This window comes from Massilia sp. PAMC28688, assembly GCF_019443445.1.
In the GTDB taxonomy this organism is placed as follows: Bacteria; Pseudomonadota; Gammaproteobacteria; order Burkholderiales; family Burkholderiaceae_D; genus Telluria_A.
Genome location: NZ_CP080378.1, coordinates 3,418,381 through 3,440,072, shown reverse-complemented (window position 1 = coordinate 3,440,072; position 21,692 = coordinate 3,418,381). Strand labels below are relative to the sequence as shown.

Sequence of the window (21,692 nt, the reverse complement as noted above, 5' to 3'; positions counted from 1 at the left end):
CGCCCCGCGGGGCGGCTCACAGGCCGAACACGGCGGCGTCGCCGCGGCCCTGGCGCACCAGCTGCGGCGCCTCGGCCGTGAGATCGATGACGGTGGTCGGCTCCATCGAGCAGGCGCCGCCATCGATGATGAGATCGAGCTGCTTTTCCAGCCGTTCGCGGATGGCGTCGGCATCGGTAATGGCGTCTTCCTCGCCCTGCATGATGAGGGTGGTGCCAATCAGCGGCTGGCCCAGCTCGGCCAGCAGGGCGTGGGCAATGGCGTTTTCCGGCACCCGCAGGCCGATGGTCTTGCGCGAAGGGTGGGACAGGCGGCGCGGCACTTCGCGCGTCGCTTCCAGGATCACCGTGAACGGCCCCGGCGTGGCGGCCTTGAGAAAACGGAATTGCTTGTTGTCCACCCGCGCGTAATTGCCGATCTCCGACAGGTCGCGGCACAGCAGCGTCAGATGATGCTTGTCATCGATGCCGCGAATGCGCCGCAACTTTTCCACCGCCGCCTTGTCATCCAGATGGCACACCAGCGCATAGCAGGAGTCCGTGGGCAGGGCCACGATCCCGCCGCCATGGATGATCTGGGCCGCCTGCTTGATCAGGCGCGCCTGGGGATTGTCGGGATGGATCTGGAAAAACTGGGTCATGGGTCTAGGCGCATCAGGATTTACTGGCGCAGGTTGTCGAGGGCGGCAATGCGCTCCTCCATGGGTGGATGGGTGGAAAACAGCGCGCCAAAGCTCTTGGCACCGCCGGCAATGCCAAAGGCCGCCATGGCCGACGGCAGGCCGGCCGGCTGCATGCCGCCCAGGCGCATCAGGGCCCGCTTCATGGGCGCGGCCGAACCGAGCAGCTTGGCCGAGCCGGCATCGGCGCGGAACTCGCGCTGGCGCGAAAACCAGGCCACGATGATCGACGCCACCAGGCCAAACAAAATTTCGCAGATGAACACGGTGACCATGTAACCAATCCCGGGCCCCCGGTCGCTATTGCCGCGCAACAGCACCTTGTCGACAAAAAAGCCCACCACGCGCGCCATGAACACGACAAAGGTATTGACCACGCCCTGAATGAGAGTGAGCGTGATCATGTCGCCATTGGCCACGTGCGCCACCTCGTGCGCCAGGACGGCTTCGATCTCGTCCTGGTTCATGGATTGCAGCAGGCCCGTCGATACGGCCACCAGGGCCGAATTCTTGAACGCGCCCGTGGCAAAGGCGTTGGGTTCGCCCTCGTAGATCGCCACTTCCGGCATGCCGATGCCGGCCTTTTCCGCCTGCTTGCGCACGGTGGCCACCAGCCATTGTTCGGTAGCATTGGCCGGTTGCTCGATGACGCGCGCGCCGGTCGACATCTTGGCCATGAACTTGCTCAGCAAAAGCGAGATGATGGAACCGGTGAAGCCGACAATGGCCGAAAACACCAGCAGCTCGCCCACATTGATGCCGGCTGCGCTCACGCCGCGGCCCACGCCAAAGACGGTGAGCACCACCGACAGCACCAGCAAGACTGCAAGGTTGGTCATCAAAAACAGGACAATGCGTTTCATGGCAAGCCTCCGGGCTCGGGAAAGTGAGTTGTCAGGCCGTTAAGATAAGGCTGGGTCAGCGAAATTACAAGGGCGCGCGTTAGCGCGGGCGCCCCCGCGGCGGGTCAGAACCAGTCGTGCCAGACCGGGGTAACGCCCCGCGGCAAGGGCGGCAGCAGGGAAAATTCGACGCGCGATTCGCCCGGTGCATGAAAATCGGTCCCGCGCGAAGCAAGAAAGCCATAGCGGCGCGCCTGTTCGGCATAGGTTTCATACTGGTCGGGCGTATGGCTGCCCGTGACCACCTCGATGGCCGCCCCGCCCAGCTGCTTGAATTCATCAAACAGGGCGCCGTGCGCAGTCTGGCTCAGCTTGTAGCGGCCAGGATGGGCAATGACGGCAATGCCCCCTGCCCCCCTGATCCAGCCGACCGCCTCCGGCAGGCTGGCCCAGCGGTGCGGCACGTAGCCCGGCTTGCCTTCGGTCAGGAACTTGCGGAACACTTCCGGGATGCTGGCGCACACGCCTGTTTCGACCATGAAGCGGGCGAAATGGGTGCGCGACATCAGGTCTGGATTGTCCACGTATTTGCGTGCGCCTTCATAAGCGCCCGGCACGCCTGCCAGCGCCAGCTGTTCGGCAATTTCGCGCCCGCGCGCGTCACGCCCCCTTCGGGTTGCCGCCAGTCCTTGCACCAGCGCCGGGTGGGCAGTGTCGATCTGCAAGCCCACGACATGAATGGTGTTGCCGGCCCAGGTGACGGATATTTCCACCCCTGGCACATACCGCATGCCCAGTTCGGTCGCCGCGGCCCGCGCGCGCTCGGTGCCGCCCACTTCATCGTGGTCGGTCAGCGACCAGACATTGACCCCGGCCTGGTGCGCGTATGTCGCTACCGCCTCCGGCGTCAGGACGCCGTCAGAAACATTGGAGTGGCAGTGCAAATCGACATTCATACCCGGTTACCAGCGTCACAAATAAGAAGCCTCCATTGTACGCTGCTTGCAGAAAATGCTCAGGCGCAAGCTCAGTCGGCCGCGAGGAACTCTTCCAGCATGGCTGCCAGCAGTTCGGGCTGGTCGTGATGCAGCATGTGGCCCGCGTCCGGCATCATGCGCGCATCGACCTTGGCCAGGTGTCCCAGGCGGCGGTCGATTTCAATGCGCGCTTCCGGCTTGGGGCCCATCCACTGCCACATATTGGTGTCGTCGGCCTCCACCCACAGCACGGGCGCGGTGATCTGGCGCCAGCAGGCCAGCACTTCTTCCACCTGGTACAGCAGCGGCGACGGCTTCTTGTGGGCCGGGTCGCCCAGAATCTCCCATTCGCCGGCCGCGTTGGGCGCGGCCCAGTGCTGCGACAGGAAGGCCGCGCGCGCGTCGGGCAGGCGCGGATTGGTCTTTTGCAGGCGCGCCGCCACCGCTTCGCGGCTCGGGTAGGTGCGCAAGGTGGGCGGCGCGTGCAGTTCGTCGAGCCACTTGGACCAGCGTTTGGGCGCCTGCTCCGGGCTCGTTGCAGGCAGGCCAAAGCCTTCCAGGTTGATCAGGCGCCGCACCCGCTGGGGCCGCACGCCCGCATACAGGCTCACCACATTGCCGCCCATGCTGTGGCCGAGGAGATTGACCGGCTCATCCGGGGAATAATGGCCCAGCATCACATCCAGGTCGGCCACGTAGTCGGGAAACCAGTACGTGTCGGACTGGGTGCGCTCGGACAGGCCGAAGCCGCGCCAGTCGGGCGCAATCACGTGCCAGTCACCCTGCAGGCAGTCGACCACGAACTGGAACGAGGCTGCCACGTCCATCCAGCCATGCACCATGAAGATCTTGGGCGCCCCTTCCCGGCCCCAGTGGCGCACGTGGGTGCGCAAGCCGCGCACGGTGATGAATTCAGAACGGGAGGCAAGCATGACAAGACCTTAACAAAAAAGTACGATCGTTCTATTATACCGGAGCAGGCGCGCGACAATAAGCTGGTGAGGCGCCAGGGCCACACTGGTGCCCATTGTGATCGGCGCATGTGTCCCCACATCGCAGAGTCAGTCTGGATTGTCCGGACGGCGTAAAATGGCGCATTTCCGCGCTACGACAGAAAAACACCATGGCCATCTATCAGCTGGGCGAGCATGCCCCCGACATCCACCCGAGCGCCTATGTGGCCGATTCGGCCACTTTGATTGGCAAGGTCACGCTGGAAGAAGATGCCTCCGCGTGGTCCGGCGTGACGATTCGCGGCGACAATGAGCGCATTACCATTGGCAAAGGCAGCAATGTACAGGAAGGCACGGTCATGCATACCGACATGGGCTTTCCCCTCACCATCGGCGGGAACGTCACCATCGGCCACCAGGCCATGCTGCACGGCTGCACGGTGGGTGACGGCTCCCTGATCGGGATCCAGGCCGTGATCCTTAATGGCGCCAGGATCGGCAAGGGTTGCCTGGTCGGTGCCGGTGCGCTGGTCACGGAAGGCAAGGAATTTCCCGATCACTCCCTCATCATCGGGGCCCCCGCCAAGGCAGTGCGCACGCTGGGGCCGGACGACCTGGCGCGCCTGCAATTGTCGGCAGCGAGCTACGTGGCGCGCGGCAAGCTGTTCAAGACAGAATTGAAAAAGATCGGATAAGACATGACGACTGATACCACAGATACCCTGCAAAAATTCATCTTCGATAATGCCGCCGTGCGCGGCGAGTTCGTGGAAATATCCGATACCTGGCGCGAAATCCAGGCCCGCCACGCCTACCCGCCCGCCGTCAAGACGGTGCTGGGCGAGATGGTGGCCGCGGCCGCCCTGCTCTCGGCCAACCTCAAGTTCAATGGTGCCATCATCATGCAGATCCATGGTGACGGCCCGGTACGGCTGCTGGTGGTCGAATGCGACTCCGACCTGCGCCTGCGCGCCACGGCCAAGGTGGCCGAGGGCAGTGTCATTGCCGATGACGCCAGCCTGACCGACCTGCTCAATGTAAGCGGGCACGGGCGCTTCATCATCACGCTCGACCCGATCGACAAGGTGCCCGGCCAGCAGCCCTACCAGGGCATCGTCCCGCTCGACGGCGAGGACATGGCCACTGTCATCGAAAACTACATGCTGCGTTCCGAGCAGCTCGACACGCGCCTGTGGCTGGCCGCCGACGAGCAGGTCTCGCGCGGGCTGCTGCTGCAAAAGCTGCCGCGCCACAGCGGCAAGGATGACCAGACCGTGCAGGCAAGCGAAGCGGAAGACCTGGAAACGTGGAATCGCGCAGTGATGCTGGCCTCCACCCTCAAGCAGCCGGAACTGCTTTCGACGGGCATCCACACGTTGATGGAGCGATTGTTCTGGGAAGAGACCATCCGCGTGTTCGATCCGGCCCATCCACAATTTCACTGCAGCTGCACGCGCGAAAAGGTCGGGAACATGCTCAAGATGCTGGGCCGCGAAGAGGTGGACTCGGCCCTGGCGGAACTGGGCCAGCTGGGCGTGAACTGCGACTTTTGCGGCAAGCACTACGACTTCGACAAGGTCGATTGCGCCCAGCTGTTTGCCAGCGATGAACCGGTGCAGGCCCTGCTGCCGGCCAGCGATGTGAAGCACTGAGATGCGCGCCGTGCCCCGCTCGGACTGGCCGCACTTTGTGACCATCAGCACGCGCTGGATGGACAATGATGTGTACGGCCACGTCAACAACGTGCAGTACTACTCGTACTTCGATACGGCCGTCAACCAGTTCCTGATCGAGCGCGGCGTGCTCGATATCCACAAGGGCGAGGTGGTTGGTTTCGTGGTCGACTCGGGTTGCTCGTATTTCAGTCCGGTCGCCTTCCCGGACACAATCCATGTGGGGATTCGGGTAGCCAAGCTGGGCAACTCGAGCGTGAGATACGAGATCGGGATTTACCGCAACGACGAGCAAATGCCGGCCGCCGCTGGCCACTTCGTGCATGTCTACGTGGAGCGCAGCAGCAATCGCTCCGTGCCGATCCCAGCGCCGGTGCGCAGTGTGCTTGAAACCATTCGTGGCAACACGGCGACTACGTGATCGGCCCTGACGGGAAGCCGGACGTAGCTTGGCTGGTTTGATTACTTGAACGACGGCAATCGGCCCGAGAGCCGCCTTTATGGCCTTACTCGACACGTCGATCAAAGAACTCCTTGAGCCACCCACTTGGCGGTTCTTTGATGTCCCAGCGATAGCCCAACCGTTCACAGTCAGACTGCGTTAAGTGCAAGGAGACAGGCGTATCTTTATGCAGCCAGATCCAGTCGGGATTGGTCCAACGGCGTGATCGACGCCAATTTGCTTGTATTCTGCCTCACCGTCCACAGCTCTACAGCTTCCTGCATCCGCAGCCAACTTTCGGGTGATGTGTTCAGCAAGGTCGCGATCCGCACCGCCATTTCAGGCGACATGGCGCGCTTCTCGTGGACGAGTTCCGAAATGCTCAAGCGGCTGACACCAAGCCGTTCAGCCAGCTCGGTTTGTGTCATTTTCAATGCCGGCAAAATATCTTCACGCAGCACTGCCCCAGGATGTGTGGGCCGCCGGTCAGGATTGCGCAGCGTTTTCATCAGTGAAGTCCTCCAAATCCACATCTACCGCATTTTCACCTTCAAACTTGAACGTAATACGCCAGTTTGCGGATACCGACACAGCATAGCTGCCTTTACGCCCACCTTTGAGCTGATGGAACCTAAAGCCAGGCACATTCATATCTTCCGGCCTGACACAACTTTCTAGTCGGTCGAGCATGCGTTCAATTCGAGGGCCGAATTCCGCAGGAATGCCACGATGGTCTCCATCGGCGTAAAATTTCCGCAGTCCTTTGTGACGAATCGAAGTGATCAATTGGCGCCGCCCCTGGAATCACAGTGTAATCTAGTAGATAACAAAGTCAACGCCCTCTTGTGCAGTGGCTTGCAGCGCGTCAGACTGGTCATCCGAATTCTCTGCTTCACTCGCCACTGCAACGCTTCAATTCAACGGCTGCGCACTGCCCTTATCACCTTCCTTACAGTTTGACCACGCGGCGGCGCACGCCCTCCAGCGTCTGCGGAATGCTGTCCTTGCTCAGGCTATCGACAATCCAGCCCAGTCCGAACGGAATTGGCCCAGGGTCGGTATAGACGCTGTAGCGCACGGCAGTCCTGCCCGCCCCATGAGGCGTCAAATGCCACTGGCCAGTGGTATCGGCAATGGTTTCTTCCTGCTTCAGGCCAGGCCAAGGCACCTGTTTCCACGCCAGTACACAACTGGTGCTGCTGACAGCTGGTTCCATGCGCAGGCGGTATTTTTTGATTTTCCCCATCGGCAGCTTGAGCGTGACGTCCACCAGCGCATGCGTGGCCGCGCTGTGTGAAACCTTGGCCGAGTGGGTATTGGGCATGAAGGCCGGGTAGCTTTCATACTGCTGCAGAACCTTGCACACTTCCTGCAGAGGCGCATTGACAATGGTGGCGGCCACGAAGGACTTGCCGGGGCTGCCGGTCTTGCTCACATCGACAACGCGCACTTCCTTCTCGCCCAGCGACTTGAGATCGATGGCATCGGCCGCGAACGCGCTGGCCGGCAGGAGGCAGGAGAGAAGGAACGCGCGCGCAAGTGACATGGAAGGCAGTCGGAATGAAGTTGACGCATTGTCATTTACGTGTGCCAACAAAGTCAACCGTGGAGCCAGCAGGGCGCCACGGTTGCGGGATGAGATTTAGTTGGTCAGGACGTAGGCAATCAGGCCGGTTGCAATGGCGACCAGGGCGTAATCCCCACCCACCTGCACCCACTGATGGCCGCGATGCGGGGCGTACAGGCCACGGTGACGGCGCCAGTCACTGACCATCACGTGTCGGCCGTGGTGATGCGACAGGCGCTCGCCGCGGCGCAGGTGGTAGCGCTGGCCGTTGCTGTAACCATTGTTGCGATAGCGATAGTCGCGGCTGTCATAGTGCGACTGGTAGCCATCGCGACTGCCGTAGTAGCGGTCGGCCCGGCGCTGGTCGCGGCGATAGTCGCGGCGGCTGTCGTAATGGCGGCTGCCATCGTTGTAGCTGCCGTTACGGTCGTAATGCTGCGAACGCTGGTCATGACGGGAATCATATGACTGGGCGTGCGCGGCGCCGGCCGTAAGGCAGGCTGCGGTAACGGCGAATGCGAGGGCTTTGTTAAACATATGAACTCCTGTCTTGAGTGGCTACTGCTAAGTCCCTGCCACGGGTCGTTTCAGGGACATGGACGAGAACGTTTTCTTTTTCCATGAGTTCATTAGACCCTATTGCCTGCCCCAGGGATATCGCCACCACGTAATAAGTGTTACGAGAGGTATCTCAATTGGCAAGACTGCGAAGCGCCCTCCAGCGTGGGATGGCTGAACACGCAGGCGTACGCGGTCCGTCTACGCGGGCAAATGCGCTGGCCGTCCGGCAGCAGGCCAGCCACTTCGCCGGGCGCCAGCCGCAGGGGCCAGGCCTCGGCCAGCCGCCGAGGGCGCAGCATGCGTGCGGCGAGGCGGCAAACTACGCACGGGCGCCAGTCCATGGAGCCCGTGAAGTCGTCAGGACCACTGGCACCGGTGCGGCTCAGGCGAACCATGGCCCGATAGCTCACTTGAATCCATGACAGCCACTCGCGTCCGGATGGGATGCCGATGGCGTGGCCACCTGCCGGTCGATGATATACAGGGCCACCAGCGGCGGCAGCATGATCACCAGCGCTGCACTGTCAATCCACACATGCGCCCAGGCGCCGGCCAGCAGCGAAATGTACATGTCCTGCGGCGCCCATAGCACGATGCCGGCAATGAGCGCGGCCCAGGCAAAGGCACTTCGCTGGCGCGCGCCCAGGTAGGCCAGGGCCGCCATCCACACTGCCGCTGCCTGCACGGTGGGGCCGAACAGCGAGATCCACCAGCTCTGATGGGCACGCGCGCCGTGCGGAATGGCGGCCCCGTAAAACGCGGCCTCGATGCCGCGGTGGTAGCTGTCGAACATGCCCAGACCCACGATCAGGGGCAGCAGCGCCCCTACCAGCAGGTGCCCGGCAATGCTGGCATAAGTCAGGTACACCGCCCAGGTACGCACGTTATCGCGCTTCATGGCTTGCTCCGTTTGGTCAGGAAGGGGTTACCCGGCGTGCACACGTCCGTGCCGCATGCCGGCTTGTAGCCCAGCAGCCGCGACATGGTGTAGCGATGGCGTGCAAAGACGCGGTAGAAAAACGAGAGCACACTGCGCAGCAGCGGCGCGCGCAGCGGCCACACCAGGTAGCCACGGCCGGCCAGCGTGTAGGCAGCGAGCATGCTGTCCACACCCACCAGCACCCGGCCATCGCGCCTTAGCGCGTACAGCTGCGCATTGAGCTCGGCCATGCCAGCCTTGAGCGGCGATGGATCGAAGCCTGGCTGCGCGATGTCGACAAAGGCCAGCACGCTGCCCTGCTCCCGGTCCCAGCGCGCCAGGCGGGTCATCTCAGCCAGGCAAAAGGGGCACTTGCCGTCGTAGTACAGGGTCAGCGCAGGATCGCTCATGATGGCTCCTTGTCGTCGCTGCCCAGCAAGCGCGCCACCTTGCCGCCCATTTTCAGGAAGCGCTGCAAGGTGGCCGGCGGCAGGTGCTTGTAGTCGTCGTAGCTGGCGCCGAGCATGTCAAGGAAACCAAGCACCTCATTCATGCGCGCCAGCGACGCCGGCTCCAGCGCGCTGTCGCTGCCGCCTTCAATCGCGCACTCGCGCAGCATGGTCAGGGTCGGATCGATTTCGCGCCGCTTGCGCTCTTCCACAATGACGCGGAAGATTTCCCACACATCCTGCAGGGCGACGAAGTGGTCGCGCCGGTCGCCCAGCAGGTGGGTCACGCGGATCAGCTTCCAGCTTTGCAGTTCCTTGATGCTGTTGCTGACATTGGAGCGTGCCACGCCCAGGGCTTCTGCAATGTCTTCCGCGCTCAAAGGCCGGTTGGCCAGGAACAGCAGCGCATGGATCTGGGCCACGGTGCGATTGACACCCCAGCGCGTGCCCATCTCGCCCCAGTGCAGGATGAATTTCTGTTCGGTCGGACCCAGCGCCATATTTCCCTCATTTCTGCAATTTCTGTCAACACAGAAATTAAACGCCGAAATGACATGAATGTCAACGACATTCAGACAGATGCTTGATTATTGCTTGGGCTTATCCGGCTTTGCAGGCGGTGGAGGCGGCGGCGGCGTGGCCGATTCCTTGGGGTCTTCAGGACGCAGGAACTGCACGAAGACTTCGTTTTCGCGGATCATGTTCAGTTCCAGGCGCGCGCGCTCTTCCACGGCGCCGGTACCGTCGCGCAGGTCGCGCACTTCGGAGTCGAACTTGGCGTTGCGCGCCTTGAGCTCCTCGGTATGGATCTTCGCCTTGCTGACCTGGGTTTCCAGCTCGGCCACGCGCAGCCATCCGCCCTTCCCCAGCCACAGGGGAATCTGGATCAGGATCAGGAGTGCCGCGAGGGCGAGCGTGATGAGGCGCATGAGCGTATGCAGGCCGGTTGCCCGGCCCGCAGCCTGGCTTACTTCAGGTTGTAGAACGCGGCGCGGCCAGGGTAGCTGGCAACGTCGCCCAGGTCTTCCTCGATGCGCAGCAGCTGGTTGTACTTGGCCATGCGGTCCGAGCGCGACATCGAGCCGGTCTTGATCTGCAGGGCGTTGGTACCAACGGCGATATCGGCGATGGTCGAGTCTTCGGTTTCGCCGGAGCGGTGCGAGATCACGGCGGTGTAGCCGGCGCGCTTGGCCATTTCAATGGCGGCGAAGGTCTCGGTCAGGGTGCCGATCTGGTTGATCTTGATGAGGATCGAGTTGGCGATGCCTTTCGAGATGCCCTCTTTCAGGATCTTGGTGTTGGTGACGTACAGGTCGTCGCCCACCAGCTGCACCTTCTTGCCAAGGCGGTCGGTGAGGATCTTCCAGCCTTCCCAGTCACCCTCGTGCATCGCGTCTTCGATCGAGATGATCGGGTACTTGTCGCACCAGGTTTCCAGCATGTCGGTGAACTCGGTGGAGGTCAGCTGCAGGCCTTCGCCTTCCAGGTGGTACTTGCCGTCCTTGAAAAATTCGCTGGCGGCGCAGTCCAGGCCCAGGGCCACCTGCACGCCTGGCTCGTAGCCGGCCTGCTCGATTGCCTGCATGATCAGCTTGATGGCTTCTTCATGGTTGGCCACATTGGGCGCGAAACCGCCTTCGTCGCCGACCGAGGTGGCCAGCTTCTTTTCGTGCAGGATTTTTTTCAGGGTGTGGAAGATCTCGGCACCGTAGCGGATCGCTTCCTTGAAGCTTGGCGCGCCAACCGGAATGATCATGAATTCCTGGATGTCCAGGTTGTTGTCGGCGTGGGCGCCGCCATTGATCACGTTCATCATCGGCACCGGCATCTGCATCGCGCCCGAACCGCCGAAGTAGCGGTACAGCGGCAAGCCTGCTTCTTCAGCGGCTGCCTTGGCCACGGCCATCGATACGGCCAGCATGGCATTGGCGCCCAGGCGGCTCTTGTTTTCAGTGCCATCGAGGTCGATCAGGGTGCGGTCCAGGAAAGCCTGTTCGTTGGCGTCCAGGCCCATGATCGCTTCGGAGATCTCGGTATTGATATTCTCGCAGGCCTGCAGCACGCCCTTGCCGAAGTAGCGGTTCTTGTCGCCGTCACGCAGTTCGATCGCCTCGCGCGAACCGGTCGACGCGCCCGAAGGGACAGCGGCACGGCCCATCACGCCCGACTCCAGCAGCACGTCGCATTCGACGGTTGGATTGCCGCGCGAATCGATAATTTCACGGCCGATAATATCAACGATAGCACTCATTATTATTCTCCAAAAGGGTAAGCAAAATGGTGGGCGGCTCCCGGGGGAACCGCCGAAGTATGGGCAGTGGCGTGTGCGGACGGGCCGCGCATCAGGTGAAGGACGATTCCAGGAAACCGGTCTGCTTGACGACGCGGTCGATCTGCACCAGCGTGGTCAGGAGTTCCTTCATGCGGCCAAGGGGAACGGCGTTGGGGCCGTCCGACAGCGCCTGCGCAGGATTGGGGTGCGTCTCCATGAACAGGCCGGCGATACCGGCTGCCACGGCTGCGCGCGAGAGCACGGGAATGTGCTCGCGCTGGCCACCGGATGAGGTGCCCTGTCCGCCCGGCAGCTGTACCGAATGGGTCGCATCGAACACGACCGGGCAGTTCGATTCGCGCATGATCGCCAGCGAGCGCATGTCGGAAACGAGGTTGTTGTAGCCAAAGGAGACGCCGCGCTCGCAGGCCATGAAGTTGTCTTCATTCAGGCCCGCTTCCTTCGCTGCCAGGCGCGCCTTGTCGATCACGTTCTTCATGTCGCCGGGCGCGAGGAACTGGCCCTTCTTGATGTTGACCGGTTTGCCCGACTGGGCGCAGGCGACGATGAAGTCGGTCTGGCGGCACAAAAAGGCCGGCGTCTGCAGCACGTCGACCACTGAGGACACGGCGGCGATTTCTTCGATCGAATGAATGTCGGTGAGCACCGGTACGCCGATTTCGCGCCGCACGTCGGCCAGGATCTCGAGGCCCTTGTCCATGCCGGGACCACGGAACGAGGTGCCCGAGGAGCGATTGGCCTTGTCGAACGACGACTTGTAGATGAACGGGATGCCGAGGCTGGAGGTGATTTCCTTGAGCGTGCCGGCAGTGTCCATCGCCATCTGGCGCGATTCAATCACGCAGGTACCGGCGATGAGGAAGATCGGGTGGTCAAGGCCTACATCGAATCCGCAAAGCTTCATGCTGCATCTCCTTGCAGGGCAGCGGCACCATTGTTGGCCGCTGCCGGGTGGGCGTTGGCTGCCTTGTGCGCCAAGGCGGCCTGGATGAACGAAATGAACAGCGGGTGGCCGGTGCGCGGGGTGGACTTGAACTCAGGGTGGTACTGCACACCCATGTACCACGGGTGGGCGTTTTCGCCCTCGCGCGGCAGTTCCATGATTTCGCACAAGTCTTCGGTCGGCGTGCGGGCCGATACGATCAGGCCAGCCGCTTCCACCCTTGAGAGGTAGTGGTTGTTCGCTTCATAGCGGTGACGGTGACGCTCGGTGACCACGGAACCATAGATCTCCGCTGCCAGGGTGCCGGGGTTGACCGCGCAGGTCTGTGCGCCCAGGCGCATGGTGCCGCCCAGGTCGGACGAGGCGTCGCGCTTTTCGACCTTGCCGTCATGGTTCTGCCACTCGTTGATGAGGGCCACGACCGGCTGGTCGGTCTCGGTATCGAATTCGGTCGAATTGGCGTTGACCATGCCGGCCTTGTGGCGCGCGTATTCGATCAGCGCCACCTGCATGCCCAGGCAGATGCCCAGGTAGGGAATGCCGTTTTCGCGGGCGTAGCGCGCCGCCATGATCTTGCCTTCCACGCCGCGCTTGCCGAAGCCGCCCGGCACCAGGATGGCGTCGTACTTGGCCAGGTGGTCGCAGCCGCGCGTTTCGATGTCTTCCGAATCGAGGTACTCGATGTTGACGCGGCTTTCGGTATGGATGCCGGCGTGGCGCAGCGCTTCGGTGAGCGACTTGTACGACTCGGTCAGGTCCACGTACTTGCCGACCATGCCGATGGTGACCGATTCCTTCGGATTCTCCAGCGCGTAAATAAGCTTGGTCCACATGGACAGGTCGGCCGGCGGCGCTTCCAGGCCCAGCGCTTCCAGGATGATGGCGTCGAGCCCCTGGTCATGCAGCATCTGCGGCACCTTGTAGATGGTGTCGGCGTCCCACACCGAGATCACGGCCTGCTCTTCGACGTTGGAGAACAGCGAAATCTTGGCCCGCTCGTCATCCGGAATCGGGCGATCGGCGCGGCACAGCAGCGCGTTGGGCGAAATGCCGATTTCGCGCAGCTTTTGCACACTGTGCTGGGTGGGCTTGGTTTTCAGTTCGCCGGCCGATGCGATGTACGGCACCAGGGTCAGGTGCACAAAGGCCGACGACTTGCGACCCGCGCGCAGCGACAGCTGGCGCGCCGCTTCCAGGAAGGGCAGCGACTCGATGTCGCCCACCGTGCCGCCAATTTCCACCAGCGCCACGTCCACGCCTTCGGCGCCGCGGTAAATGTAATCCTGGATTTCATTGGTAATGTGCGGAATGACCTGCACTGTCTTGCCCAGATACTCGCCGCGCCGTTCCTTGCGAATGACGGACTCATAAATCTGGCCGGTGGTGAAGTTGTTCACCTTGCGCATGCGGGTGCTGATGAAGCGCTCATAGTGGCCGAGGTCGAGGTCGGTCTCGGCCCCGTCATCGGTCACGAACACTTCACCATGCTGCATGGGGCTCATCGTGCCAGGGTCGACGTTGATGTACGGGTCGAGCTTGAGCATGGTGACTTTGAGGCCGCGCGATTCGAGGATCGCGGCGAGAGAGGCGGCGGCAATCCCTTTGCCAAGGGAAGACACGACGCCACCGGTGACGAAGACAAATTTGGTCATTGCTGATAGTGCCGAACGGCACGTGCGGGAAATTGAAATTATACCTTAAAAGCGTGAAACCTTGGTGCAAAACAAGGCAACTTCCACCGCCGCGCCAGTGGGATGCCGTCTCGACGGCGACAACACTATTTCTACTCAGAACTATCTTGCCCGCGCCGGCGATCCGGAATCCACCCTGCAGTTGATGCCCTTGCGCGCGCCGCGAAGCGTCCACCGAAGGCTCCGGCGGGCGCGGGTATTTTCTGCCCTCAAGGCTGCGGCCCCACGATCAGGCTGTGCAGCGCCTCCGGCGCCATCGGCCGGTAGAAGTGGTCGCCCTGGGCATAATCGCAGTCAAGTTCCAGCAAACAATTCGCCTGTTCCGGGGTGGCCACCCCTTCGGCGACCACCATCAATCCCATGCCATGACAGGCGGCAATGATGCCAAGCGCCAGGGATCGGGGCATGGTCTGGGCGAGGTCGCGTACCAGTGCCGGCGCCAGGCGCAGGCCGGCCAGAGGCAACGAGGTGAGGCTGGCCAGCGCCGAACGGCCGCTGCCAAAATTATCCAGCGTCAGCATGACGCCGGCGCTGGCAAGCTGGGCCAGCATGGCCCGGCCGCCGGGCGCGTCGCTGAGCAGCATGTCCTCGGTCACTTCCAGCGCCACCGGGGCGCCCGCCTGGGGCAGCTGGTCCATAATGGCGCGCACCTGCGGCCCGCTGCCTGCCCCATCGAACACAAAGGACGCGCTTTCTATACTGATGGGAAATGCCGTGCCCGTGCTGTCCGCCCACTGCTTTGCATGAGAAAGTGCGTCGGCCATCACGAGGCCGTCCAGCTCGCCCGTCAGGCCTGCCTCGGCGGCAAGATCCGCAAAGCTGGACGAGGCCAGCAGGCCCTGTTGCGGATGCTGCCAGCATAGCTGCGCTTCGGCACCGATGACGGCTCTGTCAGCCAGCGCCACGATGGGCTGATACAAGACCTTGAGCTGATGCAGGGCCATCGCCTGGCGCAGTTCGGCAACGCGGGCGCGGCGCTGCCATGCGGCGTGCCGCATTTCGGGCGTGAACAAGCAATAGCGGTTGCGGCCGGCCTGCTTGGCCGCATACATTGCCTGGTCTGCATGGCGCAGCAGCACGGCGGCATCCGCCCCATCCTGGGGACTGATGGCAACGCCGAGGCTGGCGGAAATGACGACCTTGCGCTCGCCCAGGGTGAATTCGCGCGCCAGCTCATCAAGGATATGCTGGGCCAGGACGTACACATGGGGCATGTGCCGGATTTCGCTGAGGATGACGGTAAATTCGTCGCCGGCCAGGCGCGCCACGGTGTCGGCGCCGCGCACGCAGCCCCGCAGACGGGCCGCCGCCTGGCGCAGCAATTCGTCGCCGGCCTGGTGGCCCAGCAGATCGTTGACTTGTTTGAAGCCGTCGAGATCGATGAACATGAGCGCCAGCGGCAGACCAAGGCGGCGCGCGCGTTCGATTTCGTGATGCAGCCGGTCGCTGAACAGGTTGCGGTTGGGCAGCCCCGTCAGATCATCATAATGGGCGCCGCGCCGGTATTTTTCTTCCGTTGCCTTGCGCTGCGAGATGTCCCGCGCAATGCCGGCCACCGCCTCGACAGCTTCCTCGGCCCCGCCCACCGGGACCAGCAGGTATTCATACGTGACCGGGCGCCCGCTGCGCTGGCGCGTGAATTCGCCCAGCGTGGCCGCGCGCGTGCGGAACACGGCCGCCACATGTTCTGCGAGCATGCTCTGACGAAAGCCGTTCAGATCGGCCAGGCGCTGGCCGCGCAACGCGCTCAGCGGCGCCCCCACCTCGCTGGCCAGGGCGGCATTGCCGTACACAAGGCGTGCTTCGTGATCGACCACAAACGACAGGTCGGGCGAGACCGACAGCAAGGTATCGTACAAGCGGCCCCGGCGCTCCCGGTCATCGGAATAGCCGTCGAGGGAGTCCGTCAAGGCCTGGTCGATGGCTTCGTTGAACCTGATCAGGTCGGCGCAGGCGCCATCGCGCCCGGTCCCTGCCTGCTGCGTCCACAGGCGCACGATGCAGGCCCGCAGGGCCCGGTATTCCGACATGGCATCGTTGACCGTGAAGCCCTCCACCAGGCGGTCGGCCCCATGCAGGCCGGCCGCGCTCGAAGGGGACACGGGCACGCCGCCCCCCTTGGACTTGACCTCGGCCTGCGCCGCGCTTTGCTCGCGCTCGAGGTCATCGGCAATGGCAAGGAGAATGCCGCGCGCATGGTCGCGCAGGGCTTCCCGGCTGAGCTTGCGGGCAATGGGCAGGCTGCGCGCAAACTGCTCCCATTCGTCCAGGATGGCCGCGATGTGGGCACGGATAAATTGGGCGATTGCCATGACTGCACACCACCGGTTGTGATCCGGGTTGGACCGCCCTGCCCCGGCTTGGTTCCCGGCGCGGGCTGCGCGCCATGACAATTGCCTGGGACTGGCCTAGAATGGCGCCATGACAATGGATGCGCAAGAGCGGCTGATCGACATGCAGGGACTCGGTCCCGTGACCGCGGCCTGGCTGGAACAAATCGGGATTCTCTGCCCCGCCCAACTGCGCGCGGCCGAGCCGTTTGACGTCTATGCCAGACTGAAGGCGCGCATCCCGGGCGTCAATATCCTGGCCCTGTACGCGATCATCGGCGCGATCGAAGGGCGCCACTGGCAGGACATCAAGCGCGAGCGGCGCGCCGACATCGTGCTGCGGCTTGATCAACTGGGCCTGGCGCCGCGCTGATAGCCCTCAATGCATGAGGTAGCGCCGCTCCGGCAGCGGCTGCGCCTGGCCGATGGCATACCCCTGCACGAAATCGATGCCCAAATCATCCAGGGCGTGCAGGATGTCGTCATTTTCCACATGCCCGGCCACGGTCTGCATGCCCATCGTATGGGCCACATCGCTGATGGCGCGCACCATCACCCGGCACATGGGGTCGCTCGCGCTGCCGCGTACCAGCATGCCGTCAATTTTCAAGAAGTCCACCGGGACCTGCTTGAGCGTGGCAAAGGACGACATGGCACCGCCAAAATTGTCAAGCGTAAAGCGGCAACCACTGCCGCGCAGTTCCTGCACCAGTTCGCGCGCCGCATGGGGCGCCGCCGCCATGGCCGATTCGTCTATTTCGATGCAGAACATGGATGGCGTGACGGCGTGGCGGGCAAAGCAGTCGGCCACGAAGCGGGCCATGCCCGGCTCGCTCATGGAAGCCGGCGACAGGTTGACCGAGCACAGCGCGCCCCACCCGGGGTCGGCCAGCTGCTGCTGGTGCATGTAGCGGCATAGCGCGTCAATCACCCAGCGGTCGATCGCCGTCATCATTTCGTGCCGTTCGGCCGCCGGCAGGAAGGCGCCGGGCAGCAGCACGCCATCGCTTTCGGTGGACATGCGCACCAGGATCTCTTCGTGCCCGCCCTCCCCGTTGCCGTCGCCCGGCGCCGACAGGCGCCGGATCGGCATGGTATAGAGGCGGAAGCGCTCATGTTCAAAGGCGCTGCGCAGCTTGGCCATCCAGGCCGCCTTGCCCGCATGGGCGGCGCGCTCGGCGGCGCTCGGCTCGTAGATGCGCACGCAGTCACGCCCCGCCTGCTTGGCGGCGTAACAGGCCTGGTCGGCCCGGCTCATGATGTCGCGGGCGGGACAGCCGTCCGGCACGATGCCGGCAATGCCGATGCTGATGCCAAGCTGGAACACATGCTCCTCCCACTGAAAGCGGAAGTCGCGCACTGCCTGGCGCAAATTGTTGGCCACGTGCTCGGCCTTGTCCATGGGGCAGTGCAGCAGCAGCAAGCCCAGCTCGTCGCCGCCCAGGCGCGCCAGCACATCGCTCTCGCGCAGGTGCGCCAGCAAGAGCCTGGTGAGCATTTGCAGCAGCTGGTCACCGGCGCCGTGGCCGCAGGTATCATTGACGATCTTGAAGCGGTCCAGGTCCATGAACAGCAGCGCGTGCAGATGGTCGTCGGCAGCCGCGCTCTGGCAGGCGCTGGCGAGCTGGGCCTCGAACTCGGCCCGGTTGAGCAGGCCCGTCAGTGCGTCATGGGTGGCGCGCCAGGACAGTTGCTGGCGCAGGTGGCGCTCGTGGCTCACGTCGCGAAAGACCATGACGGCGCCGGTGACCTGCCCGTCGGCGCCCATGATGGGCGAGGCGGCTTCCTCGATGACGAGGCGCCGTCCGTCGCAGGTGGAGAGGATGCAGTCGGCCGCGCGGGTGACGGTCTGGCGCAGGCGCAGGCAGCGCTGGACCGCGCATTCGAATTCGGGCGAGCCGTCCGGATGCACAAAATGCAGGGCGCGGTCCACCATCAGGCCCAGGATTTGATGGCCGGCGCAGCCGGTCAAGGCTTCGCCGGCCGGGTTGATGTAGGTGATGCGTCCGCTGGCATCGCTGGTCAGGATGCCTTCGTCAATGGCCTTCAGGGTGCGGGCGGCAATGGTATCGGTGTGGATCTGGTCGGCCCGTTCGCCGATGAGGCCGCGGATCAGGGGCAGTTCGCCGCCGGTGGCATCGAGCACGCTGCCGCGCAGGGTCAGCCAGCGCGGACCGGCCGTTCCCGGGCAGACCCGGAACGAGACGGAAAAGTGGCCGGCGCGCGCTTCGCTGCCCAGGTACTCGGCCAGGCGGGCGCGGTCGCCCGGATGGACCAGGGCCATGAAGTCGGCCAGGGATTGGGTGCCGGGCCCGTCCAGCCCGGCCATGAGGGCGCCGCCGGCGCTCAGTACGACAGACGTGCCGGCGCGCGACTCCCAGGGGGCCACGGCGGCGTACGCCAGCAGGTCATCTTCCTCCTGCACTGCCATCATTTATTGTTCCTCAGAGGCTCCAAGGCATGCGCAGTGTGAGTGAGACATCGGGCGTGTCGCGCGTCACGCCGACCCCGACCGATGCATTGAGCGTACGTGTGGCATCGAGCCGGTAAGAGTAGCCTATCACCAAGGTGCCCAGTTGTGTGCGCACGGATGACGGAACCGGCGCCCCATTCTGTTGCATTCTTGCTACGGAACTATGATCATAGCCGAAACTGATGGAGGTTTTATCGTTGAGCGCGATGCCCATGCCGAAATTGAAGCCGGCCACGGCGCCCGCCTTCAGGTCGCCAATCCGCTCGCGTTCGCCATTGAGCACGGTACGGCTCACGTTCTTGCGCTCGAAGTTGTACAGGTAGCTGACGGAACCGAAGAAAATGGCCGGGTCGGACGGGAACAGCCAGGTCAGGCTTGGCTGCAGCGAATAAAAGCCCGAGCCGGTGGGCAATTCCAGCGGCAGGCCGGTGCCGGTCACGTTCTCGCCCACGCAGCGGGTGGTGCAGTCGGTGACGACGTCAAACGGGTCGCGTCCGGTACGGCTCTTGAAGCGCAGCCCCCCAATGTAATAGGCGCGTGCCGCGCCGCCCTGGTTGAGCTGGTAGCGTGCCGCCAGCTCGATGTCGCCCACGTGCTTGCCGCTGGTATCGAACACCCGCTCCACCGCGGTGCCGGTAAACAGCTCGCGGCTGACGGTCGCATCGGACCGGTACACATAAGGCAGCTTGGCCTCCACTTCCAGCCGCTTGCTCAATCCCGTGCGCAGCGACAGCGAGCCGGTCACCGTATTGCGCTTGACTTCGCGCACATCGATCAGCCCGATCAGGAGGGCGGGAATGACGGTATAGCCGACCAGGGCCACGCGGTTGCTTGAAGCGTAGCCGAACTGCAGGGCAGGTTCGACCACGTATTTGTCGGGCGCGGTCAGCACGCCCGGCTGCTCGAACAGTGGCGGCACCTCGGGTGGGCGGTCGCGGCGCGGCGGCGTGCGGCCCACCGGCTGGGCCGGGCGCGGGGCCGGCTGGGCCGGCTGGGCAGGAGCCGCGGCCACCTGGGCGCCGGTGGCTCGCTGCTCGTCGAGCTCCTGCGGCGCCGTGGCCGCCACCTGCGGCGCTTCAGGCGCTGTGCTCGCCGGCGGCGTCAGGCGCGCCAGGGCGGCCCGCTGCTCCTCGACGAGGGCACGCTGCGCCGCCAGTTCGCGCGCCAGCTGTGCGATCTGACCGGCCTGGGCGGCCAGCTTCTGTTCCAGGGCCTGTAGCTGGCTGTCCTGGCTGTCCTGGCCGGCCGCCTGGCAGCCGGCGGCCAGGGTGAGGCCGGCGCCAAGGCCGGCCAAAAGAATGCTCCGCTGTTCCTGCATGCCTATCCTCCGTCAAAAGCGCGTCAGCGGGACCCCGCCGCCGTAATGGCTGCCTGGCTCAGGGCCTGGCTGAAATTAAGTTCCCGCAGCAGGCCGGCGCTGTTGACGTTGGCGCTGATCAGGGTATCGGTACGAATCGTCTGGTTGTGCAGGGAATTCTGGACAAAGGTGGCGCCGGCCTGATCCAGCGCGCCGGCAAACACGTTGTTGCCGCCCTGCTGGACCAGGCGCGCGGCGTCGCCTCCCGCCAAGCCCGCGCCGGGCGTGCCGAGCGCAAACAGGGTCACGTGCGACACGGCGTCGCCATTGATACTGACGATGCGCTCGATGCCAAGCGACACCTGCAGGCCGGCGGGCGTGATGAATCCGCCGCGCAGGCCGTCCAGGCGCTCTGGCCCGACCGGCACCCAGTCCTGGGCCGCGGCTCCGGCCGAGGCCAGCGCCAGCAACGCGGTGCAGCAGCTTTGCAAACCATTTTTTTTATTCAGGGCAGGCATCAGAATTCTCCCGGGCCATGGCGTGGCAAGGTCAGGCTGGTCAGCGTGTTGCGGTCCACGGCCTGGGCCAGGGGCGCGGCGGGGGCGGCGCGCCAGTCGGCCTGGCCGTTGAAGGTCACGGGGCCCTTGTAACCGTGCACCACGAACAGCAGTTTGCTGGGCCAGAGCGCCTCGAAGCGGGCGCGCGGCAGGCTGCGCGTGCCAATGGACGGGTCGCCCAGCAGGACGCGCTCGCTGTCGCCACCCTTGACCACGACAAAGTGGTTGTAGCCGTTTTCGGACAGCAGCACGATGGCCGGCAGGCGGTTCGCGAACAGCTTGTCAAGCGGCTGCTGGAAGCCGTCGGCAGTCAGGCCGCGCTTGGCCAGATAGCGTTTCATGTCGAGCAGGGAAAAGCCTTCGCGCCGGATGCGGGCCTGGTCGCCATCCTGGTACATGCGCTGGAAGATGGCCGCCTCGGTGGCGGGCGTGCCGTAATGGTAGGTGAGCAGCGTGGCCAGGGCCGCCGAGCCGCAGCTGAAATCGAACTGCTGGCGCGCCGTGGTGGCAAAGCGCTGGGCCGCGATGCTGCTGACCTTGACGGAAAAATGTGCCACGCCCGGCATGGGCACGTCCATTGCCTGGCCGGGCGGGCACGAAAGCGTGGCAACAAACAGGAGGATTGCTGCACGCATGAGCTCACCTGAGCTGGAGGTTGATGACGGTGGCGTTCTGGATCAGCACGTTCGCACCGCTGTTCTGGATTACCACGGGCAGGCCGCTCATATTCGCGAACGCGCCCCCGGTAATGGTATTGGCCCCGGTGCTGACCTGGGTGGCGCTGTTGCCGGTGACGACGCCGCCAAGCACGGCACTGGCGGTGTCTTCCCGGCCGCGGGTGGCGGCCAGGATGCTGGCCGCGGTGCTCTGGCCCAATTCACCTTCGGCCGCGACACTATCGAGGAAAGGCAGCGCGGGTATGGCCAGCGGGCCGCCCGGGGCGGCCCCGGGTCCATCCTCGCTGGCACCGGCGGCGGGCAGTACGCCTAAGGCCAGGACAAACAAGATCAGCGTTCTCATGCACGTCTCCTTGAAGAACTGCGATG

25 protein-coding genes are annotated in these 21,692 nt (G+C 64.0%); 4 read left to right on the top strand and 21 right to left on the bottom strand.

The window, feature by feature from the left end:
* Positions 1-16 precede the first annotated feature (16 nt).
* From KY495_RS15425 to KY495_RS15410, 4 genes are all read right to left on the bottom strand, one after another.
* A complete protein-coding gene (locus KY495_RS15425; RefSeq protein ID WP_219880274.1) occupies positions 17-640 on the bottom strand; it encodes an L-threonylcarbamoyladenylate synthase in 624 nt (207 codons plus the stop codon).
* Between the two features lie 20 nt (positions 641-660).
* Positions 661-1,542 (bottom strand): protease HtpX, encoded by an 882-nt coding sequence (htpX, locus tag KY495_RS15420; RefSeq protein ID WP_219880273.1) that lies wholly within the window; start codon positions 1,540-1,542, stop codon positions 661-663.
* Positions 1,543-1,646: 104 nt separating this feature from the next.
* Positions 1,647-2,477 carry a 3',5'-nucleoside bisphosphate phosphatase gene (locus tag KY495_RS15415; protein WP_219880272.1) on the bottom strand — a complete coding sequence of 277 codons (831 nt, stop codon included), beginning with the start codon at positions 2,475-2,477 and terminating at the stop codon, positions 1,647-1,649.
* Between the two features lie 71 nt (positions 2,478-2,548).
* Positions 2,549-3,430: an alpha/beta fold hydrolase gene (locus KY495_RS15410; protein WP_219880271.1), complete on the bottom strand. Its 882-nt coding sequence runs from the start codon at positions 3,428-3,430 to the stop codon at positions 2,549-2,551.
* A gap of 191 nt (positions 3,431-3,621) precedes the next feature.
* Here KY495_RS15410 and KY495_RS15405 point away from each other — a divergent pair, with 191 nt between their 5' ends.
* Genes KY495_RS15405 through KY495_RS15395 form a run of 3 tightly spaced genes read left to right on the top strand, consistent with a single transcriptional unit; the run spans position 3,622 to position 5,545 of the window.
* Positions 3,622-4,146 (top strand): gamma carbonic anhydrase family protein, encoded by a 525-nt coding sequence (locus tag KY495_RS15405; protein WP_219880270.1) that lies wholly within the window; start codon positions 3,622-3,624, stop codon positions 4,144-4,146.
* 3 nt (positions 4,147-4,149) lie between these two features.
* On the top strand, positions 4,150-5,103 hold the full coding sequence (hslO, locus tag KY495_RS15400) for an Hsp33 family molecular chaperone HslO (protein ID WP_219880269.1): 954 nt from the start codon (positions 4,150-4,152) through the stop codon (positions 5,101-5,103).
* Between the two features lies 1 nt (position 5,104).
* On the top strand, positions 5,105-5,545 hold the full coding sequence (locus KY495_RS15395) for a thioesterase family protein (RefSeq protein WP_219880268.1): 441 nt from the start codon (positions 5,105-5,107) through the stop codon (positions 5,543-5,545).
* 206 nt (positions 5,546-5,751) lie between these two features.
* Here KY495_RS15395 and KY495_RS15390 read toward each other — a convergent pair whose 3' ends face one another.
* The 12 genes from KY495_RS15390 to KY495_RS15330 form a co-directional block, all read right to left on the bottom strand.
* Positions 5,752-6,075 carry a HigA family addiction module antitoxin gene (locus KY495_RS15390; RefSeq protein ID WP_219880267.1) on the bottom strand — a complete coding sequence of 108 codons (324 nt, stop codon included), beginning with the start codon at positions 6,073-6,075 and terminating at the stop codon, positions 5,752-5,754.
* Complete coding sequence (locus KY495_RS15385) at positions 6,053-6,352, bottom strand: type II toxin-antitoxin system RelE/ParE family toxin (protein WP_219880266.1); 300 nt, start codon at positions 6,350-6,352, stop codon at positions 6,053-6,055. The genes KY495_RS15390 and KY495_RS15385 overlap by 23 nt, the downstream gene beginning before the upstream one ends.
* Before the next feature lie 163 nt (positions 6,353-6,515).
* A complete protein-coding gene (locus KY495_RS15380) occupies positions 6,516-7,112 on the bottom strand; it encodes an SRPBCC family protein (protein ID WP_219880265.1) in 597 nt (198 codons plus the stop codon).
* 96 nt (positions 7,113-7,208) lie between these two features.
* Positions 7,209-7,670: an RcnB family protein gene (locus KY495_RS15375; protein ID WP_219880264.1), complete on the bottom strand. Its 462-nt coding sequence runs from the start codon at positions 7,668-7,670 to the stop codon at positions 7,209-7,211.
* Positions 7,671-8,100: 430 nt separating this feature from the next.
* Positions 8,101-8,592: a cell division protein gene (locus tag KY495_RS15365; RefSeq protein ID WP_219880263.1), complete on the bottom strand. Its 492-nt coding sequence runs from the start codon at positions 8,590-8,592 to the stop codon at positions 8,101-8,103.
* Positions 8,589-9,023 (bottom strand): thiol-disulfide oxidoreductase DCC family protein, encoded by a 435-nt coding sequence (locus tag KY495_RS15360; protein ID WP_219880262.1) that lies wholly within the window; start codon positions 9,021-9,023, stop codon positions 8,589-8,591. Before KY495_RS15360 ends, KY495_RS15365 begins: the two co-directional genes overlap by 4 nt.
* Positions 9,020-9,562, bottom strand: a complete 543-nt coding sequence (locus tag KY495_RS15355) for a GbsR/MarR family transcriptional regulator (RefSeq protein WP_219880261.1) — start codon at positions 9,560-9,562, stop codon at positions 9,020-9,022. The genes KY495_RS15360 and KY495_RS15355 overlap by 4 nt, the downstream gene beginning before the upstream one ends.
* A gap of 87 nt (positions 9,563-9,649) precedes the next feature.
* The gene (gene ftsB / locus KY495_RS15350) at positions 9,650-9,991 is read right to left on the bottom strand and encodes a cell division protein FtsB (protein ID WP_219880260.1); all 342 of its coding nucleotides are present in this window, start codon (positions 9,989-9,991) and stop codon (positions 9,650-9,652) included.
* Between the two features lie 38 nt (positions 9,992-10,029).
* Entirely contained in the window at positions 10,030-11,313 is a 1,284-nt protein-coding gene (gene eno, locus KY495_RS15345) for a phosphopyruvate hydratase (RefSeq protein WP_219880259.1), read from the bottom strand.
* Between the two features lie 91 nt (positions 11,314-11,404).
* Positions 11,405-12,259, bottom strand: coding sequence for a 3-deoxy-8-phosphooctulonate synthase (gene kdsA / locus KY495_RS15340; RefSeq protein ID WP_219880258.1), 855 nt, complete (start codon positions 12,257-12,259; stop codon positions 11,405-11,407).
* Positions 12,256-13,950 (bottom strand): CTP synthase, encoded by a 1,695-nt coding sequence (locus KY495_RS15335; RefSeq protein ID WP_219880257.1) that lies wholly within the window; start codon positions 13,948-13,950, stop codon positions 12,256-12,258. The genes kdsA and KY495_RS15335 overlap by 4 nt, the downstream gene beginning before the upstream one ends.
* Positions 13,951-14,198: 248 nt before the next feature.
* Complete coding sequence (locus KY495_RS15330) at positions 14,199-16,301, bottom strand: bifunctional diguanylate cyclase/phosphodiesterase (RefSeq protein WP_219880256.1); 2,103 nt, start codon at positions 16,299-16,301, stop codon at positions 14,199-14,201.
* 109 nt (positions 16,302-16,410) lie between these two features.
* Here KY495_RS15330 and KY495_RS15325 point away from each other — a divergent pair, with 109 nt between their 5' ends.
* Entirely contained in the window at positions 16,411-16,692 is a 282-nt protein-coding gene (locus KY495_RS15325) for a TfoX/Sxy family DNA transformation protein (RefSeq protein ID WP_229518321.1), read from the top strand.
* Between the two features lie 6 nt (positions 16,693-16,698).
* Here KY495_RS15325 and KY495_RS15320 read toward each other — a convergent pair whose 3' ends face one another.
* The 5 genes from KY495_RS15320 to KY495_RS15300 are packed head-to-tail and all read right to left on the bottom strand — an operon-like array spanning position 16,699 to position 21,666.
* Positions 16,699-18,753, bottom strand: coding sequence for an EAL domain-containing protein (locus tag KY495_RS15320; RefSeq protein ID WP_219880255.1), 2,055 nt, complete (start codon positions 18,751-18,753; stop codon positions 16,699-16,701).
* A gap of 10 nt (positions 18,754-18,763) precedes the next feature.
* Complete coding sequence (locus tag KY495_RS15315) at positions 18,764-20,110, bottom strand: acetate kinase (RefSeq protein WP_229518320.1); 1,347 nt, start codon at positions 20,108-20,110, stop codon at positions 18,764-18,766.
* A gap of 23 nt (positions 20,111-20,133) precedes the next feature.
* Positions 20,134-20,607 carry a hypothetical protein gene (locus KY495_RS15310; RefSeq protein ID WP_219880254.1) on the bottom strand — a complete coding sequence of 158 codons (474 nt, stop codon included), beginning with the start codon at positions 20,605-20,607 and terminating at the stop codon, positions 20,134-20,136.
* Positions 20,607-21,281: a C39 family peptidase gene (locus tag KY495_RS15305; protein WP_219880253.1), complete on the bottom strand. Its 675-nt coding sequence runs from the start codon at positions 21,279-21,281 to the stop codon at positions 20,607-20,609. Before KY495_RS15305 ends, KY495_RS15310 begins: the two co-directional genes overlap by 1 nt.
* Positions 21,282-21,285: 4 nt before the next feature.
* Positions 21,286-21,666 carry a hypothetical protein gene (locus KY495_RS15300; protein ID WP_219884411.1) on the bottom strand — a complete coding sequence of 127 codons (381 nt, stop codon included), beginning with the start codon at positions 21,664-21,666 and terminating at the stop codon, positions 21,286-21,288.
* Between the last annotated feature and the right edge of the window lie 26 nt (positions 21,667-21,692).